The organism is Kribbella qitaiheensis (assembly GCF_042657745.1).
GTDB classification, from domain to species: Bacteria; Actinomycetota; Actinomycetes; order Propionibacteriales; family Kribbellaceae; genus Kribbella; species Kribbella qitaiheensis.
In genome coordinates this window covers 40,924-60,655 of the sequence record NZ_JBHSKE010000008.1, presented here as the reverse complement: position 1 = coordinate 60,655, position 19,732 = coordinate 40,924, and the positions used below count along the sequence as shown (strand labels likewise).

The following is a 19,732-nucleotide window of genomic DNA, read 5'->3' as shown; positions in this document are numbered from 1 at the left end:
CCTAGCGGTGGGCGGCATCGCGACGGAGCCTGGCTACCGTCCCGGCTGCGGTGCATCCGGTGGCGGCACTCACGACTGATACGTACATACACACTGCCCAGGGCAGCTCGGTTCACTGGCGAGGTTTTAGTCGCTTGGTCGGGATGGCAGTGAGTGGATCTTCCGGCCACGGATGGCGGGGGTAGCGCGCTCGCAGGTCGGCTCGGACCTGGGGATAGCCCTGCTTCCAGAAAGAAGCGAGGTCGCTCGTGATCGCGACCGGGCGCCGTGCGGGCGACAGTAGGTGCAGAACGACTGGAACACGACCGTCCGCGACGGCTGGAGTGGCAGTCCAGCCGAATACTTCCTGCAGCTTCACTGCGAGGACCGGTGGCTCGACACCGTCGTACGCGAGTCGCACCTCGGAGCCCGACGGGACCTGGAGCCGTTCCGGTGCGAGTTCGCCGAACCGGGTTGCTGCGGGCCATGGCAGCAGTCGCCGGAGCGCCGAAGCCACGTCAATTTGGGCAAGATCGCGCGAGCCTCGCACCGAGGCGAGCTCGGTACCCAGCCATTGGTCGAGATCGGCCAGGAGTGCTTCGTCATCGACCGCAGGCCACGGGGCTCCGAGGTGGGCGTGGCAGAACGCGAGCCGCTCCCGCAAGGCGAGGGCGGCCTCCGACCAGCGCAGTACGGACAGACCGCTGCGCCGGATACCGTCGCGGACGGCCGCTTGGGTGAGCAGCCGGTCGGGCTTTGCCAGCGGGAAGTCGTTGAGCACGATCGCGCCCAGTGCCTCGACGCGCCGCGTCACGATCCGGCCGTCGTCCCAGCGGATCTGGTCGGTGGTCGAGACGAGGTCGCCCGCGATGTCTCGCGCGGTCTGCTCATCGATCGGCGCCGCGGAACGGATCCTGGCGTCGGCGCGACCGGGTGCCCGGTCAGCAACCGCGATCGCCAGCCAGGTCGTGGTCCGCAACGGCGATTGCGGATCCAGAGCAGCACCCGTACCACCAGACATCTGGTACGTCGCCGAGTCGACCCCCCGGACCCGCGCAATCCGATCCGGATACGCCAGCCCCACCACAACCCCCACCGCAAGATCATCCGGTACTACGCGCGTCCCCCGACCAGCCGGCCCACCAACCGCCGGCCGCACTCCGTCCCCACCCAACGGGTCGCCGGTCGTCGTGCCTCGGCCGAGGCGCTTTGTTTCTTCTCGCCAGCGGGCCGTGGCTCCGCGGTCCTCGCCGCGGCGGAGGGCTCGCCAGCGGGCCGGTAGATCATCGCTGAAGTCGCGGCCGGAGTCGTCCGAGAGCATCGCGACGATCTCGCGTGCCCGGTCGGCGCCGACCCGCGGCGTCCCGTCCAGCAACGCACGAGCCAACCGAGGATGCGCCCCGATCGCCGCCATCCGCCGTCCCCGCTCGGTGATCCGGCCGCCGTCGTCAAGGGCATCGAGGCGGCGCAGCAATTCGGTGGCCGCGGTCATCGCCACCACCGGCGGCGCCTCGAGCAAGGTCAGACCGTCACCAGCAGGCGCACCCCACGCCGCGAGGTCGAGGGCGAAGGCTGCCAGATCGGCGATCGCGATCTCCGGCGCCGGATGATCGTCGAGATGCGAGTGGTCGGTGGCAGACCAGCACCGATAGACCCGGCCAGGCGCCTCCCGCCCGGCACGACCCGCTCGCTGGTCGGCCGACGATCTCGAAACCCGGCAGGTGACCAACGCACCGAGGCCACGGGATTGATCGGTCCGCGGCTCCCGGGCAAGACCCGAGTCGACCACAACCCTGACCCCGGGCACAGTCAGCGAACTCTCCGCGACCGACGTCGTGACCACGATCCGACGAGTGGCGGCCGACGCCAACGCGCGGTCCTGTTCAGCCCTGGACTGGCGACCGAACAACGGCAGGACATTCTGACCAGCCAGCCGGCGAGTCACACCGTTGATCTCGGCCTCCCCCGGGACGAACACGAGGATGTCGCCGTCGTTCTCGGTCAGTGCACGCTGGACGACGGCCGCGACGTGATCCAGTAGGCGCGGGTCGACCCGCCCACCGGGAAGCAGCGGCACGGGGACCGGTGGTGGGGCCCACTCGATCGCCACGTCGAACAGCGCCGCGGACGCAGTGATCACGGGCGCCGGAACGTCCACGCCCAATGCGCGACTCAGCCTGATCGTGTCCGCCGTGGCCGAGGTCGCAACGATCGCCAGGTCTTCCCGAAGATTCGCCCGGATGTCGATGCAGAGCGCGAGCAGTAGATCGGCATCGAGGTGCCGCTCGTGGCACTCGTCGATCACAATCGCGGCGACACCCGGCAACTCCGGGTTCTGCTGCAGACGCCGTACGAGGAGCCCTGTCGTCACCACCTCGACACGGAGTCCCTGGCCGCCGCTGCGTTCACCGCGCATCGCGTAGCCGATCCGCTGCCCGAGCGGTTCGCCGACCAGCATCGCCAGCCGGACCGCAGCCGCGCGGGTTGCCATCCTTCGCGGCTCGGCGACGATGATCGTGCCCCCGAGCGCGTCGCCCAGCGCAAGCGGCAACAGCGAGGTCTTCCCCGATCCAGGCGGCGCAACCAACACCGCAGTACCGCGCGAACGCACCGCCTCGACCGTGGCAGGCAGAACCGCCCGGACAGGCAGATCCGCCCCGGGCACCGACGATTCAGGCAGCAACACGCCTCGACGCTAGCCGACCACCACCACAGAACCCCTCGACAACCCGGTCCACAGCCCCATCAACAGCACGTGGACCCTGGTCCTCGCCAAACCGACGGCCCACTCAAGAACCCGATCCAAGCAGGCGCCGACTCAGCTGCCGGCCGCAACGGCGGAGGCCTACCCGGCGTCGGCCTCGGAGACCCCCTGCTGCTCCCATAAGCCGTCGACGGACTGCTCCCGGTTGCCACGACCGTCTCTGGCGCGAGGTGACGATCGGGGCGTCCGACATACCTCGTGAGAGTTCAGCTCGAGGCGTGTGGTTAAGGTGCGTGTTCCTCTTCGGACACTCAACTTATCCGCATGGTCGGCCACGGGGTCGACCGTAACCTCCACAATCTGCTGCGCGTGGCGGTACGTCATAACAGCCGAAGCGACAAGTAGCTCGCGGAGCTCCTCGGGCCGGCTCGATCCGACGCGCTCGCGATATCGCCGAGCTGGTCGACGCAGCCCTCGACGTCGTCGCGAGTCAGACCCGTCGCCCGGCGCTGAGGCCACGAGGCACTGGCCTCCGAATTCAACGAGAGGCCGGTGTCGCGGGGGAAGCGAGTTCGTGCGTCAGATCGGCAGCGGATCGTAGTTGGCGCCGAACGGGGCGTCCGGCCTTGCGAACTCCCCCATCAATGCGCGCCTCAGGGGCGTGGTGCGCTCAAGGAACTCGGGGTCATTGCTGAAACGGTCGGCCATGCGGACCCACGGTGGGCTGTAGACGTAGTGCGTTGTATAGCGGTCGTAGTCGCCATCGTGGCGGAAGGTTCGATGCCAGACGCCGTTGTGGAACACCAGAGCAGCCCCGGCCTCGGCGCACACGACATGGCCGATCGCGATGTCGTCGTTGCTCTCACGGATTGAATCAGGTAGACCGACCCGCGAGCGATGGCTGCCGGGAATCAGCTCCATGTTGCCCATGCCGGGCACAGTCTGATCGGTGAGCAGATACGACACGCGGAGCTGAAGCAATGGAACCGGGAACCCCAGGTCCTTGAAGTCGAAGGCGGACGATCCGTCCTGGTGCCAACCGCCGTCCCCCGCATGCGCCGGCTGCATGGTGTTCCAGCCGGCCTGCAGCACGAATCGGTCGCCGAGCAGACCCTGCACCTTCGGAAGAACGTCAGGATGATCTATGAGCCGCTCGAGAACCGGCTCGCTCTCGTAGGTCCGGCCGATCTGCCCGAACTCGCGGTCGCGGTTCTGGTGCAGACGCCGCGAGACATCGTAAGCCTCGGCGGCCTCGTCCTTTGTCAAGACGTTGGGAATCATGAAGTAGCCCCACGACTCGAAGATGAAGCGGTCAGTCTCGGTCAGCTGACCTTTGTCGACGACGGGATCGAGCATTCTGTGTCCTCTTCTTCATGTTGTTGGAACGGCTTCTCGGATCTGGCATCACAGCGACCAGGGAGTCGGACGAATCACCAAATCGGCTGGTGGTCAGCGCAACAGCCACCATCCCGAGGCAACCCGCGGATGGTGGCTGTCAATGTTCGCGAGGTACTCAGATCCTCAGCGCACGCGACCATCGCCGGCAACGGGGCAACGCGATGGTGTCCTGAGGTTCCGCAAGAATCTCGTGCAGGTACAAACGGAGCTCGTGGCAGCCCCCCGGCACGCGGCTCGCCAGGCGGTGCGCCAGGTGGATGATTGCGCTCACGATCCAATTCTGACGCCAGTCATGTACCGATAAACATCCAACTCGCCCAGATTGGCACCCAACTCAGAACTCGCCAGCTCGCCTGCTAAGTCCTGCGGAGCATCGCGAGCGGCCGGAGCCTCTGGGACCGGGACACTCAACGAGCGCGAGTGGCGTCCAGCAGAGTGGTGTACGGCAGGCCCGCTGATGGGCGTGGCGTAGACGTGTGAAAGCGGTCATCGCGTGATCCTTTGGAAGACCTCTCACAGACTTCTGAAGGAGAACTACGCGATGACCGCGAACACCAGTATCGACCCTACCGAGTTCCTGCAAGACCAGTTGGCGATCGCGTCGCCGGATCTGTTGCGTGACTTGTTGGGCACGTTCATCCAGGCACTGTTGTCGGCGGATGCCGACGCGGTCTGTGGCGCCCCGTACGGTGTGCCGAGCCCGGATCGGACCAATTCCCGTAACGGGTACCGGCACCGCGACTTCGACACCCGGACCGGCACCGTGGACGTGGCGATCCCCAAGCTCCGGTCGGGGTCGTACTTTCCTGACTGGCTGCTGGAACGGCGTCGTCGCGCCGAGCGGGCCCTGACCACCGTGGTCGCGACCTGCTACCTGCTCGGGGTCAGCACGCGCCGGATGGAGAAACTGGTCGAGACTCTCGGCATCACCCGGCTGAGCAAGTCGCAGGTCTCGGTGATGGCCGCCGAGCTCGACGAGCAGGTCCACCAGTTCCGGACCCGCCCACTCGACCAAGGCCCGTACACGTTCGTGGCCGCGGACGCGCTGGTACTGAAGGTCCGCGAAGGCGGCCGGGTCGTCAACGTGCACGCCCTGGTCGCGACCGGCGTCAACGGCGACGGACACCGCGAAATCCTTGGCGTGGAAGTGACTTCGGCCGAGGACGGCGCCGGCTGGCTGGCGTTCCTGCGCGACCTCACCGCGCGTGGCCTGACCGGCGTCCGCCTCGTCACCAGCGACGCCCACGCCGGCCTCGTCGCCGCCATCGGCGCCACCTTGCCCGGCGCGAGCTGGCAGCGCTGCCGCACCCACTACGCCGCCAACCTGATGTCGGTCACCCCCAAAGCCTCCTGGCCGTGGGTGAAGACCCTGCTGCACTCGGTCTACGACCAACCCGACAAGGACGCGGTGCACGAGCAGTTCGACCGCGTCCTGGACGCCCTGGCCGAGAAACTGCCCACGGTCGTCGACCACCTCGAGACCGCCCGCGCCGACGTGCTCGCCTTCACCGCGTTCCCCAAAGAGATCTGGCGACAGATCTGGTCCAACAACCCCCAAGAACGCCTCAACCGCGAGATCCGCCGCCGCACCGACGTCGTCGGCATCTTCCCCGACCGCGGCGCCCTGATCCGCCTCGTCGGAGCCGTCCTCGCCGAACAACACGACGACTGGATCGAAGGCCGCCGCTACCTCGGCCTCGACATCCTCGCCAAGTCCCGCATCACCCTCATCGACACCACCGAGGAGACACCAACCGACACCGACCTGAAAGCCCTCAGCGCCTAACCAACCCAAGGATCACGCGACAAAACCGCTACACCACTCCGCTGGACTTGACCCGAGCGCGTCGTCTACCACGTCGAAGGCGGGCCCCGTCCCTTCGGGCGTCGCGGCACCAAGCTGAACGTCTGACAACTGCGTGCGGTCTGCAAGGTCGTTGAGCGCGCCCAGCCGATGGTGAATCAGCGGTTATGGGGTTCGACCGATGGGATCCGTGTCGATGTCCAGGCGTGTGGTTAAGGTGCGTGTTCCGCCTCGGACACAGGTAACGCGGGGCTGATCTATGGATCAGGCACCCGCGTTTCGTGGTTGTACGACTTTCATCGCGTCAAGCTCCTTCAGCCTCGCGCGAACATCTGCAGCGCTCTCCGCTCGGCCGCATGAATGGCAGCTTCCTTGCCCTGAGCCCCTACAACAGTCTCATCAAGATTCTGAGCGCTGAACAGCCCCGCGTCCGTGCCTCTCGCGGCCGCACAATCTTCGACTGCACAGACCGACGGAACATCACGACGTGCCCGGCCACCACATCATCCGGATCCAGCAACTCCCCAACTTTCTGCTACCGCCCATAGATCGCATCCCCGGTATACCGCGGATTCCCCAAGATCGCCGTACGACGGATTGCTGCGGTTCTGACGCGGCGAGCATAGCCGCCCGAACTCGTGCCAGGCAGCGGAAGGCTTGGGCGTGATGGTCCAGACCTCAGCCGGACACGAGGTACAGAGAGCGTTGCGCGAGGGCCAGCGGCTGAGCATTCGCGAGTTCGTGGTCTCCAGGTGGATGGCCGGCGGAGAAGACCCTCACCCGAGACCGCTCAATCAAGAAGGGTCCCCTGGCCCTGATGTGCCGGCCATGCAATCGTTCCGATCCCCCCGACCGGCGGATCTCACCTGTACTCCACTGTCGTCAAGTACCTCCACATGCACGTTGGTCCTCGCCTGTAGAACTAATAGCGAGGGTGCCTACCGCCTGTGGTCTGGTTTCGATGATGCCCGTGCTGGCCTGTGACGATCATCAGGATGGGTCTCTGTTGGGGCCGAGCGGTGCAGTTGACCCTTCTGCTGCATCGTGCGGAGACGCTGCAGCCGCTGCCCGAGGTCGGCAGACACCTCGCTCGGGTCGGTGCCGCCCTCGATCCGCGCGGAGACTGCGCGGCGTAGTTCCTGCAGGAACAGGCTTCGTAGATGCTCTCTGGGATCGGACATGGCGGGTTCCGATCTCAGCAGCCACGGCAGGCCAGCGCGGCCCAGAGGGCCGGACGTGTCAGGTCGACCGTTTCGACGGTTTTGACGTGGGCGCCGGTAAGAAGAGGCGCGAGGTCACGGTCGGGATCGAGCATCCACCGGTGTACGGCGTTCACCGCCGACCCCGGCGGCAGGCGATGGTCGACGAGCATCAAGTGGGTCATGAACAGGGCGAGTTCGGCGTACGGCGCCGGGACCGGCCATTGCCAGCCGATAACGCTCGAGAAGCCCGCGTCGAGGAACGCGTCAGCGATCGACGCGAACCCCCCGGGGTCTGGTTTCGCGAGAACGACCAGCCCTTTACCGTGCACGTCGTCGTCGCGCACGGCGAGCACGTCCCCACCGGCCAGGAGGAGCGCCGGCACCCCGCCCTTTCGTAGCCCGCACGCCAAGTGCGTCACTGATGCGTCGGGCAGGCTGCTCAGGACATCGTCCCTCGTCCCTGCTGCGTCCACCAGCTCGATGGCGCGACCCATACAGGTCGAGCGCGGATAGAACAGGCGCCGGAGGACCATGACGTCTGCCATCTCCGAATCCCGGTCACCGCGCGGGTTGACCACGAACAGCGGAGCGTCATTGATCGGCACAGGGGGGCGGCTGGCCAGGTCGACCACGCGTGTCCCGGACGACACGTAGGTGACGCTCACGTCCAGGGCAAGGCGGCGGCCTGCACCGGTACGTACGGCAGGCATGGCGAGCCGGTTGAGCTCGCCAGTGGCGACGACGAGGAGGCTGCCGGCGCACCACCGCCCCGTGATCGCAGACCAGCCGGGGTCGTCCAACAGCAGCGGATCATTCACCGGAACGTTCGCGAGCACATCGAGGCGGTCGGTAGCCGGGTCCAAGCACAACACACCGACGGTCCGGCCCGCGTCATCGGTCGGGTGAAGATAGAGGAGCGCGGCAGCCCCGGTACTCCGGACCGCGGCGGCCACGTCCGTGGGCGCCGGCACCTCTATCGGCGGCGAGGCCTGGGGTTCGATGCCGAGAATGACACCGAGAACATCTTCGGCGAGCTGAACTGATCGACCGGACGCCACCGCGGCAACTTCGAGGGCGGTGAACGCTTCCGCACTGTGCCCCTCAGCCAGCATCTGCCCGGCGAACCAGGCCGCGCTCACCTTGTCTTGACCGCCGCCGCCCAATGCGTTCACCCCGGCATCGCGGCTCAGCTCAGCGTCTCTGGGCGCGCCTCGTCGGCGATAGGCCGTGGCCAGCCGCCACCATGATCGGGTGCGCAATCCCATGCACGCATCGTCCAGCTCCCGGGTCGCGGCGGACAGCAGGCGAATGGCCACGTCGAGGTTTGGCCGCTCCGGCGTCAGTTCGAGGTAGCTCGCGCCGACCACCGCAGCGAACCGCGGCGACAGAACATCGCCGGTGAGTCCGTCGACAGCGTCGCGCAGCATCTCGGCGTCATCGTGGACCAGTGCGTCGAGCAGCCTGGTGACTCCCTTCGGTTCCGATCCGACCAGTGCGCGGACGCCGGCGGGATCGAGCGCCCGCACAGCCGCCGCGAGTCGAACCTGCTGGACCGCGGTCGACAGCGCGGCGTACGCGAAATGATCCCTCGGTACGGTGGCGACGGCAGCCCTGAGCGGGTCTGGATCGACAGCGATACCTGTGGCCACCACGCGACACAACTCGCTGACTGCAGCCACCGGCGGCGGGCGCGTGGACACCTTGGCTGCGTACGCCTCGAACCGACCGGTGATCGCTCCGGCCAATGGCCGCGCCTCGTCCAACATGCCGCCGAGTGCCTCCAATACAGCAGCGGCGGCCGGATGGTCGGGCGGGATGAGCTCGGCCGCAGCGAGAAGCTGCTCCGCGGCGGCGAAGTTGATGCCGGCGTCGTCCTCCTCGCCCCACCCGCTGCCGTCCCGCCGCTCCCGCAGGCACAGCCCAACCGCCGACAGCAGGCGATCCAGCCCCGACTCGACCGGGTCATCGTCTCCGGCCGCGGCCGCGCTCACCGCCGCGCCGATGAACGCGTCCAACTCTGCGGCTCCAAACTGCTCCGGCCCCACCTGAAGCAGAGCCAACGTCTGTTCCCCGACGGGCTGCCCGGAGAGACCCGACAAAGTTGCCAACCGGCTGCGCGCGGCCCTCCTGGCGGCGTCCGGTTTGGTGGGCGCAACAGGAGCCGACTCGGGACGACGCGGCGCCGAGGCCGGCGTCAGTGGAGCCGGCCCTTGCAGATCGAGAACGGGATAGTCGAGCGGGTCGACGTTGCTGAAGTCGACGGAGAGGGACAGCGGCGATGGCATTCCGCCGACGCCGGACGTTGCTAACAGGCCGCCGTCCTGCTGGATCTGTTGCACCGCCGCCATCGCGCTCATGACCTTGTTCATGTCAAAGCCGGCCGGGTTGCCGCTGAGCAGGGGCAGGACTGCTTCCGCAAGCGTGAGCATGGCCTGGATCAACCTGGCGATCTCGGCGTTGAACGTCGGGCGGGCGAGAACCTCGCGGAAGCACTCGATCGCCTTGTCCGCATCGGCCTTGGCCGCCACGGATGTACCACCTGGGAAGCCGCCGCGCGCCGTCGCAGGGTTGAACGCCTCCATCGCGCGGTTCAGGTGCAGTTGGCCGAGGGCCACGCGCGCCGTGATGATCTCCATCGACGAGAAGTCCGGGTAGCTGAGTGCCTCGCCGAGTACAACGATGGCGGTTTCCGCGTCCTGCGCCGAATTTCCGTGCCCGCCGTAGCGAGCGAAGAGCAGCCAGCCAAGGAGCCTGGCGAGGTGCCCGCGGGCCTGGTCGCCGGGTCTGACCAAGCCATGGGCCTCGCCGATCGCCGCGATTGCGTCGGACAGATCGCCAAGCGCACCTGGGGTGCCCGGTCCGGTGCGCATGTAGCGCTTGCCAAGCTCCTGCCCCAGGAGTAGCAGCTTGGGCAGCCGCGCCGGGCCCTTCAGCTGCGAGAGGTCCTCCCGTAGCTTCGCGATGGTTACGTCCATGGCATTGCTACCTTCCCGGTTGGTCATTGTCCCCAGTGGACGAACCCGGCCCACGAGGTGATGCGGGTGGGGTCGGCGTCCGCGAGCATGCGGCGCAGCGGTACGGGCATATCCCTGGGCGGCGTTCGGGCGTCGTCCAGCATCCACAGCTGCGCTTGGCGGAGCGCGTCCCACGGTGGTCGGCGCTCGGTGATCAAGAAGTGGTGGAACATGTACATGAGCAGTGACGTGTCTTGATCCGGGATGCTCCACTGGGTCGACAGCACCGTGCGCGCGCCGGCGGCGAGAAACAGCGTGCCGAGGCTGTATGCCTCGTCATAGCCGTGAATCGACTGGCCGGTGTGGCAGCCGGCGAGCACCACGATGCCGATGGGATGTCGATCGGCGTCCAGGGTGCGGATCAGCTCCTCGGCGGTGAGGTCCCCGCCAGCTAGCAGCAGGCGCGACGAAGCGTGGGCGGGATCGGTCGTCATGTCTCCGTGGGTCGCGAAATGGACCATCGTTCCCGCGTGTGAACCGTCGGCCCGCAGCCAGTTCCGAACTTCGTCGGGTGTGCCGGCGCCCGAGCCGCTGACGGAGCCGTCCGGCCGGCGGCCGACATAGGTCGCGCCGGGATAGAACGTCCGATGGATCGCGTATGCCTCGAGGCGTGCCGACAGCAGGTCCGATGCCAACCCGCCAGTGTCCGGGTCTGCCACCATCAGCCCGCTTGCTGTCTGCCGCACCGGCTCGGCCGCGGCGGAGGCGCACAGCATCCGGGCCGACGCGGCCTGCGATACGGCGACGAGCTCCACCAGATGTTTACCGTCGGGTCGTCGTGCGGCCTGCCACGGAACCCGGGCCAGGTCGCCCATCGGAATGAGTACGAGACGTGGCGTCCGGTCCGACGCGTCGTCGAGGTACGGTTTGACGATCGGCCCGATCGCCGCCTTCCATGCCCAGCCGCACAGCGCGTCGAGGCTCTTCACGAAATCAGCCGTCTCGACGGATCCAACCTCCCGACGCTTACCGAGAAGGGCCGCATCCCTGCCGGCCGCGGCGGCGAGATACCGCTCGATCTCCATCCCCTCGTCGATCATGAGGTTGGGCAGCGCGAGGTAGCGTGGCGTCCCCTCGGCCGGAGCGATCACCGCCCAGCCCGGCATCGCCGCAGTAGCGGGCACCAGGTAAACCAGCGCATCGGCGCCGAGACGGCCCAGCGCTTCCTGGATCTCTTCGAGGGTTGGTGGATCGAGCAGGTCGGTCTCGCGGGACAGCACCTCGATAACGTCGTCCCGCAGCCAAGCCGACTGCTCTTCCGTCCGCCATCTCTCCGCCAGGCCACGCTCGCCGGCCTCGATCAGACGGGTGCAAGGATCGCGCAGCTCGGTCGCCGCGAACAACAGCAGCCCCCGGCCGGCATCCAGCGCGCGTAGCGCGCCCTCGGGTTCATGGTCGACGAGGCAGCGGCCGGCTTCATCCACGGCATCTTGTGCCGCGTTCCGTGCGGTAGCGCGGGCACTCCCCGGGTCAGGCTGCAGCAATACCTGCCAGGCGTGACCATGGAGCGCGTCCAGCCCGGCGGGACTCGACGACGAGCTTTCCCCGCGTCGCCGACGGAACTGGGACAACAGCTCGGTGACGATGCTCCACTGCGGATCCGCTGGTCCCCGGGCCAGTTCCCGGGCTTGCTCCAGTACCGCGATCGCTTCGTCGACGTCAGCGAGTGATCCGGTGACCAGCGAACGGTGGTAGAGGGCCAGCGCGAGGCTGGAGAGGTGGATAACGTGCTCCGGATGATTGCTGGAAAGCTTCACGGCCTCCCGCAGGTCAGCGATGCCCTCGTTGATCCGCCCGAGATCCTGCTCCTCGCCTTGGTTCAGTGCCGCGGTGCCGGCGGCAAGTAGGCCCATCGCACGTTCGGCATCGGTGGCACTCGGACGGTCCGCGAGCTTTCGCGCCGCTTCGAGCCGGCGGTCGTTGGCGGCCTCGTCGCGGTCCGGCACGCTGTCGTCCAGCGACTCCATCAGCTCTGACACGAGCGCTATGTGCGCCGTCAGCTGCCGCAGGAGAGACGAGTCCGGAAACCCCTCGGACCGCTTCAAAATCTCGGCGAACCGAGCGCGCGTGGCCGGCAGGTCGCCGCCATGCTGGAACGACTGCACGGCGTCCAGGTAGTCCGGCATCAGTTCCATGATCGGGTTGGCCTTTTCGCCGGCCACCTGACTGAGGTTTTCGAACATTCGGCGCAGCCCATCCACATCGACGAGCCCGGGTGCAGTGGTCATCTTCAGGACTGCGCGCGTGGCTTCGACCAGAGCCTGGACCTGTGGGTCTCCCGCGAACGCCACCGCCAGCCGGTCCACCTCGTCCAGGGCCGTGCGCGGGTCGCCCAGCTCGCGGCCGTCAGCCGCCTTCTGCAGCTCCAACAAGCGGGCGACCGCTTCCGCCCTCGTCCAGGTCGGGTGCCCCAAACCGTCGTCGTTCGGTCCGTCCATACCCAAGTCCTCCTCGGTCCGCCTCCTACTGCTCTGACGGACGGTCGAGGTTTCCGAGCAGGTCGAGTACCGCAGCGACGATCCGCTTGAGCTTGACCGGGTCCTCGATCAGCGCGGCAACATGGCGGAGGCCGCCCTCGTCGGCTGGCATCCGCTCCAGGTCGTGCGAAGCCGGCAGGCTGCCGAACACTGTGCCGAGTACATCGGTGATCACCGCGGTGGCGTCCTCACCACGGTCGATTTGCGTGATCATGACCTCGATGGAGACGTTCGCCAGCTCGTGCAATACCGCCTCGTCCCGCTCGTCCGGATCCACCAAGGCCAGCGGCGTCGGCTCGGTGTGCACGTCGGTTGAGCTGTGCGATGAGTACCAGACCTGCGCCTGCTTGCGACCGAACGGACGCTCGACGTACTTCTCGTACCAGGCACGCCGCCGACGCATGGCGGTCAGGACGACCTCGACCTCGTCGGCTACCACGGCCTCGCTGGCAGTGTGATCCCCGGTCTGGCCGGCACGCCTTTCGGCAAAGGCATTCAGCGGCCACAGCGAGGACCCGGCCGTAGCATCGGTGCCGACCCATTCGAGGATCGCCTTGGCCAGATCGATCAGCCATGTGTCCCGCCCGAGCGCGTCGGCGAGCCACCCCGGTACGCGGGGCCGCTGTGGCGCGCCGCGTTCGCCGCGGCGGCGGCGGTATCCGTCCACGGTCGCTCGGATGAGCCGCGAGGTGAGCCAGCCCTCGAGGTTCACGATCGGCTTGTCCGCGTAGGTGAACAGGTCGTCCAGGACCGCGTCGACGTCGTCATGGAAGCGGTCCAGGCAGTCCGGCAGCATCCGCCGCAGCGTGCTGGCGCACTCGTAATGGCGACGCTTGCGCTCCACCGGCTTGGTCACTCGCTCGTACACCAGCGGCCCGGCGATCTCGGCGGCGCCGGCGCGCAAACTGCGCCGTTCGTCGCGGGATCCGTTCTGGAATCGATTCGCGAGCTCTCCGGCGCCGGCTAATCGGCGTACCTCGTCCGCGGCCCCGGACAGCTCCTCTGAATAAGGCACGGTGCGCTCCTTTGCATCGACGCTGCACCGATCGTCGATGGTCAGAAATGCGCGGAGAATGGCCTCAGGCACAGATACCGGGAAATACGTAGACGCCCACGAAAAGGGTTCGCGGAATACGTACGGGCCGGGTCCCCAGCGGAACCCGGCCCGTCTTCACCCGATCGTCAGGACATCTCGCTGGGCTTCGGTCCCTTGGTCAGGTCGAGGACCGCGCTGGAGGTGGCCGCGCCATTGAGGAAGACCGTGACGGCATGCCCAGCAGGGTCGTACAGCTGGAGCTCGACCGTCGTGCCGTTGGTCATCGCGTCGCGTACCAGACGGGCGATGCCGTCCGCGTCCGCGTCGGCGATGCCCCACTCCTGCTGTCCGATGACGAGCTTCTTGCTGATGTTCATGCTGTTGCTACCTTTCGATGATGCTCGCGAGGCGAGCGTTTGTAGAGGTTCGGGACGGCTTTCTCAGGCCACCGCCTCGACCGAGAACGTGAAGGTGAAGTCCTGCGGGTGCCGCTCGTGGCGGCCGATCCCGAACTGCTCCTGCGCCAGCAGGGAGGTTCGGTACAACCCGATGTTTTGGCCGACCACGCCGGTCAACAGGTCGTACGCCGTGTTCACCAGCACGGCGCCGGCGCTCACCGCCGCCACCGCCACGGCGGCGTGCGGCGCTGTCAGCACCAGCCCAGCCAACGGACCGAGCGTGGCCTGTGCCGCGGAGGCGCTGAACTTCTCCGCCAGCAGATCGCCGAGCGCGAGGCTGCCCGCAACGTCGCGGGAGACCCAGACCGCGAGGTCGAGGTAGTCCACGGCGGGTCCGTGGTAGATCAGCAGGTTGTCGAGCGGCAGCCGCTCGCCGTCACGAATGTTGCCGAACCGGGTGGTCTCGGCCCGGTAGACCGGCTGGTCGCCCACACTGCCGGTCAGCACCATCGCGTCCACCCGGATGTCGGCGCTGAGCAGCGCCCGGTTGCGATGGACGACCAGTTCGGCGATCCGGACCGCGATCCTGCCCGGTACCGGGTCGCGCGGGGAGAGCAGACGTACCGGTTGTTGCGGCCGGTCGTCGATCAGGAACTTCGGCCGCTCCGCCGTGGGCGGTGCGGTCGGGCTCAGCGTGAAGTCGATCGGCTCGACCGAGTAGCGAACCGACGCGGCCGGGGCGTCGCCGACTTCCCGGCTGCCGCCGGTGATGATCTGATTCAGCAGTCGATCGAGCGTGGACGCGTCCTCACGCAGGCGGGGTACTAGGGAATCCCGTGCGCTGTGCTGCCGCAGTACGCCGACATCGACCGGCCCGTCGCTGATCAAGGCGATGACCGTCTCGGGCCGCGCGACTGTCGCCTCGACCCCGTCCGGCCAGCTCATCTCGACGCCGGTGAGCTGCCCCAGGTCGTCGTTCCAGCCGTACGTGTAGGACGCCCCTGGAGCGATTCGGACACCGCCGGGGTCGGACGCGGTGAGAACCGAGATCCCGTACGCGATGCCGATGTCGATCAGCGACACGAACATCGCTTGTTCGCCGGTGTTCCGCAGCCGGAAGAAGACGCGTTCCTGGTCGTGAGCGAAGAGCAACGCACCCGTTCGGGAGAGTTGCTCCTCCTGGCCGTCGCGGACCCGGCCCCACTCGATCTCGACCCCGTGCGACAACGGCTTGTCGGGATCGCCGGTCAAGCGCCGCAGCGCCTCGGCCTGAGCGATCCGCTGCAGGTTGCCGACGACCGTGCTGACGCCGAGCGCCGTCGGCGGATACGGCTGAAGGAGCGGCACACCATTCTCCTGCACCACCAGCTCGCCCTGCGCGTCGACCGCGACTTCTGTCGGGGGCTGCTCGTCCGTGGTCGGGTCGGCCGGCCGGAGCAGCGGCCGCAACGAAAGCGCCTTGATCAGATCATTGGTCACCGGATGGCCCTGAGGCAGCCGCACGGGCAAAGCGGGCGCGGCGGCGCGAGTGCGGTGCGCCCGGGCATCCGGGGGCAGCGCTTGGCCGGCCGTCTGGAGCCGCAGTTGTCCGACTGCGGACGTCGGCAGTACTCGGTCGACTGTCGTCGATCCGATGGCCGGCCCGTCCTCCGGTCCGGTGGCAGACGCCGGCATGATGGCGAACTCGTCGCCGATCTCGACGCCCAGCAGGGGCGCGCCGAGCAGCTGAACCCGGTGCGATCCCACGGCCACCACCGGCAGGGTGTCCAGTGGATCCAGATCGGTCGTCTCGAACGGCTGCCGTTCGGACCGGCCCTCCGCCTCCGGCCGCTGGATCGGGGCCAGGTTCTGTACGTCCCGACGGACCGCGTCGATGAGCGTGGACCAGTTGACACGCAGCCCCTCCGACTCGCGCAGAACCCGGGCCAAGGCGTCGGTCAGCAGGCCCATGTCGACCCCCTCGCGGTTGGTGCCCTCCCAGGCCGACTCCGATGGCGAACAGGCGACCACCCGGACGGCTCGCGGGTTGCTGATCAAATGGCGCTTGTGCACGGGCAGACCGGCTTTGACGAGCCGCTCGACGTGCTGCTGAACAACCTCGTACGTCGCCGCCCGCAGCAGCGACTTGACGCGCAGACCGGAGTGGCGGGACATGTGCGCGGCATGGCAGCAGTCGAGGATGACGGTGGTGTTGGCTGTGCGGGTGGTGAGCCGAGCCAGCAGGACGGACAGTTCGACACCAGTGATGCCGCGGAAGTCGTCGTCGTTGGAGTCGGCGTAGTCGTCCGGCACGATGAACTGCAGATCCGGGCCTTCTGGCGTCTGCAGGCGGCCGCCATGGCCGCTGTAGTAGACCACGACGGCGTCGTTCTCGCCGCTGTCGACGATGAGCTTCTCGTACGCGTCGAGCACTGCGGCCCGGGTGGCGTGCGGTGTCACCAAACGTTCGATCTGGAAGCCGCGCGGTTGGAGCGCCCCTGCCATCGCCTCGACGTCGTTGAGCACACCGGTCAGGTTGTTGGTCTGGGCACCGATCAGGAGAGCTTTTCGCGTCATGCCCGTCCCTGACGGACAGTGCAGGTCAGTCGAAGAGGCTCTCCTTGTGTGCCAGCGTCACGGCCTCGGTGGCACCGCGGACACCCAACTTCCGATAGATGCTTCCAAGCTGGGTGGTGACCGTTCGCCGCGCCACGTTGCGGTTGACGGCGATCTTCGCCGCGCCCTGGCCATCGGTGAGCAGGCGCAAGGTCTCGAACTCCGCGTCGGTGAGGTTGTGCGGCAGTTCGACCCGCGGCTCCCGATAAACGTCGAGGCTGATTCTCTTGGCCAGCGCGGCCATCATGGCGCGCAATGGGGCGGCGCCCAGCTTCACCGCCACCTGGTGCGCGTCTCGGAGGATCGGCCGTGCCTCGCTCCGGCCGTTTGCCGCGACCATGGCAGTCGCCTGGCGGAATCGGGCGTAGGCCGCCGGATACGGCCGGTCCAGATCAGTCCAGCCGGCGGCGACCTTGTTCCACAAGGCGGCGGTGTCCGCGCGCTGGATTCGTTGCCGCTCTGCCTTGCACAGCTGCACAAGTTGTTCCGTCTCGGCCGTCGACGGTGCTGGGTGGGCGTCCCATACTTCGCGAGCGAGCCAGTCCCCGGTGGTCATCACGCCAGTACGATCCGCCTTCCTCGCACCCTGCCGGGGTGCCTGGTCGGCCGTGCTCCGGAGGCCTACCGCGCACAGCCGCAGCAGCTCCAGCGTGTTCTCGCTGCCCCGGACGATCTCCAGGCCCCGTTTCACCTCGTCGACGGCGCGGTTCAGGTCACCTTCGCCGAGGGCCAGCTCGGCCCGGATCGTATGCAGTGGTCCGAGGAAGCGCGGGTCCTCGCCATGGTCGACGTTGGCGATCGAGGTGAGTAGTTCTCGCGCCTGGCCGAAATCGCCGCGGGCCACCTTGATCTCGGCCAGGGTGAGCCGCGGATAGAGACTCTCAGCCACCGGCCGGTCCAGCGACACCTCGGTGATGATGCTCTCGGCGTCGTCCCACTCGCCCAGCAGTACGAGCGCGGCGCTGCCGTTGTTGGCCAGGACCGTGCCCTGCCGTGAGCCCGCCAGATCCAGCTGCCGCGCTTCCTCGAGCCCCTCCTTCGCCAGATCTGCCGCTTCCCTCAGCCGTCCCGCGTGCTCGAAGACGATGCCGAGGTTGCCGTACGCCCTGAACAGGTCCTCGATGTGGTGAGCCGACCGTGCGATCTCGATCGAGCGCCGCAGGCGGTTCACACCGTCCTGCTTGCCGAGCATGCCCATCGCGAGGCCGGAGATGTTCAGCGCCCGGCCCTCCTCGGCTTGCGCTCCGACCTCGGTCGCCATGGCCAGCGCCTTGTCGGCCTCCGCCAGGCCCTCCGCGTAGTGACCGGCCCTCAAGTAGGCGAGTCCGATCTCGGCGAGGACACGCGCCTCCGTCGCCGAAGGTGGCTTCCCGGCCAGGAGCCGCGCGGCCTCGCGGAAGGCATTGGCGGACTCTTTGGCCTGGCCGGCCTCCCAGAGGTACGTGGCGAGCCGTTCCTGCAGCTCGCCGTGCCGATCCGTTCTGCTGTCGGCCGTAGCCTCATCGATGGCCTGCCCGATGTGCTCGACGGCCCGATCGACGTGGCCGGACCAGCGGGCGGCGTCGGCCGCCTCGATCAGCAACTGGATCTTCCCGACGCCGGCCAGCACCTCCGGATCGTTGACCTGCCGCCACAACTGCAGCGCCCGGCCGAACTGGACCTCCGCAGACGGGAACGCCAGCGTGCGGGCCGCGAGTTGCCCGGCCTGCACAGCGGACGCGAGTGCCTTCGGCCGGTCGTCCGCCTGGTACCAGTGGCTGGCTTGCTCGGCGGTCGCCGAGCCCTCGGTGAGGCTCAGTGTCGGATCGGACGCCAAGGCCTCCGCCATCGCTGTGTGCAGATCGACCCGAGTGTCGCGGACGGTGGCCTGGTACACCGCCTCGCGCAGCAACGCATGCCGGAACCGATAGACGTCCTGGTCCTGTCCGGGGATCAGCATCTGCCGGTCGAAACACTCCTGCACTGCGTCGTGCAGCACCTTAGTGGGCAGGTCGCTGACCGTACGCAGCAGCCGACGACTCATCGCCCGACCGCCAACGGCGGCCACCCGCAGCACCTTGAGCGCGTCCGTGCTCAGATCGCTCACGCGCGCGAGCACCACTGACTCAATATCGGGCGGGAGCCGGACGTCCTGGCTGCTCTCCAGGGCGCCGGCGGCGATCAATTGTTCCGCATAGAAGGCGATCCCGTCGGACCACTCGAAGCAGCGCTCGACCAGCCGCGGATCGGCTCGGCCACCGCTCGCCGAGTCGACGAACTGACTCAACTCGTTAAGAGTGAAGGCTGGCAGCTCGATCCGCTCGGTCCGACGCAGGAACTTCGCTCCGGCCATCAGCTGCCACAACGGATCGTCGCGGCTGATCTCGCGGGTGCGATAGGTGCAGACGAGCAGCAGCCGACGGTCGACCTGCTCGGCCTGGCCGAGGTGCCGGACCAGGTCGAGCGTCGACGGATCCGCCCAGTGAAGGTCCTCGATGATCAGTACGACCGGGGTGTCTTCGCCGAGGTCGTCCAGCATCCGGCGGACGGCGAGGAAGACCTGTGACGGGTTGGTCATCGAGTCGCCACCCAGGTCGAAGAAGTCGGTCAGCCGCTCATAGGCCGGTCCGCCGATCGCACGTGCCCGCTCCCGGCCGTGCTCCCGGGCGAACCTCTCCAGCAGCTCCAGCAGCGGCCGGTACGGCATCGGGTCGCCGAAGTGTTCTTCGCAGGCACCGGCCAGCACATGGGCTCCAGTGGCGCGGGCCGATTCGGCGAAGGTCCCGACCAGCCGGCTCTTCCCGACGCCGGCGTCACCTCCGACCAGCACCGTTCGGGCGTAGCCGTCGCGCACGTCGGCGAGTCGCCGCGCCAGCAGTTCCCGCTGCTCCACCCGCCCGACGAACTCCGCTTCCCTGGACACAGCTCAGTGCCACCGGAGTGCGGCGCCGCCAGCTGCCACCGGCTGCGCTCGTCGGGGGTCGGGGGGCATCTCCACGGAGCGTATGTACCACGCTGTCGCTCGCAGCATCATATGGATGTCCCCCTGCACCTCGGTCCCCTGCGTCGCTGAGCCACCATCATGCTCGCAGTCAGAGCTGTGGGCGAGGTCTCAAGTTGGCCAGAACGGCTTTCGTTGGCGCGGC

9 protein-coding genes are annotated in these 19,732 nt (G+C 67.8%); 1 reads left to right on the top strand and 8 read right to left on the bottom strand.

The annotated features are described in order from the left end of the window. Positions 1-112 precede the first annotated feature (112 nt). Together hrpB and ACFPJ1_RS09330 are read right to left on the bottom strand one after the other, a co-directional pair. Positions 113-2,665 carry an ATP-dependent helicase HrpB gene (gene hrpB, locus ACFPJ1_RS09335; protein ID WP_380103017.1) on the bottom strand — a complete coding sequence of 851 codons (2,553 nt, stop codon included), beginning with the start codon at positions 2,663-2,665 and terminating at the stop codon, positions 113-115. A 597-nt stretch (positions 2,666-3,262) separates the two neighbouring features. Continuing rightward, positions 3,263-4,039: a phytanoyl-CoA dioxygenase family protein gene (locus ACFPJ1_RS09330; protein WP_380103015.1), complete on the bottom strand. Its 777-nt coding sequence runs from the start codon at positions 4,037-4,039 to the stop codon at positions 3,263-3,265. 583 nt (positions 4,040-4,622) lie between these two features. Between ACFPJ1_RS09330 and ACFPJ1_RS09325 the strand changes: the two genes are divergently transcribed. Next, positions 4,623-5,867: an IS256 family transposase gene (locus ACFPJ1_RS09325; RefSeq protein ID WP_380103014.1), complete on the top strand. Its 1,245-nt coding sequence runs from the start codon at positions 4,623-4,625 to the stop codon at positions 5,865-5,867. Between the two features lie 1,213 nt (positions 5,868-7,080). Here ACFPJ1_RS09325 and ACFPJ1_RS09320 read toward each other — a convergent pair. From ACFPJ1_RS09320 to ACFPJ1_RS09295, 6 genes are all read right to left on the bottom strand, one after another. Beyond that, positions 7,081-10,062 (bottom strand): CHAT domain-containing protein, encoded by a 2,982-nt coding sequence (locus ACFPJ1_RS09320; RefSeq protein ID WP_380103012.1) that lies wholly within the window; start codon positions 10,060-10,062, stop codon positions 7,081-7,083. A gap of 23 nt (positions 10,063-10,085) precedes the next feature. Continuing rightward, on the bottom strand, positions 10,086-12,539 hold the full coding sequence (locus ACFPJ1_RS09315; protein ID WP_380103010.1) for a CHAT domain-containing protein: 2,454 nt from the start codon (positions 12,537-12,539) through the stop codon (positions 10,086-10,088). 25 nt (positions 12,540-12,564) lie between these two features. Continuing rightward, positions 12,565-13,593 carry a hypothetical protein gene (locus ACFPJ1_RS09310; protein WP_380103008.1) on the bottom strand — a complete coding sequence of 343 codons (1,029 nt, stop codon included), beginning with the start codon at positions 13,591-13,593 and terminating at the stop codon, positions 12,565-12,567. A 167-nt stretch (positions 13,594-13,760) separates the two neighbouring features. Continuing rightward, on the bottom strand, positions 13,761-13,991 hold the full coding sequence (locus tag ACFPJ1_RS09305) for a hypothetical protein (protein WP_380103006.1): 231 nt from the start codon (positions 13,989-13,991) through the stop codon (positions 13,761-13,763). A 63-nt stretch (positions 13,992-14,054) separates the two neighbouring features. Continuing rightward, positions 14,055-16,568, bottom strand: coding sequence for a caspase family protein (locus tag ACFPJ1_RS09300; RefSeq protein ID WP_380103004.1), 2,514 nt, complete (start codon positions 16,566-16,568; stop codon positions 14,055-14,057). 25 nt (positions 16,569-16,593) lie between these two features. After that, complete coding sequence (locus tag ACFPJ1_RS09295; protein WP_380103002.1) at positions 16,594-19,509, bottom strand: helix-turn-helix transcriptional regulator; 2,916 nt, start codon at positions 19,507-19,509, stop codon at positions 16,594-16,596. Between the last annotated feature and the right edge of the window lie 223 nt (positions 19,510-19,732).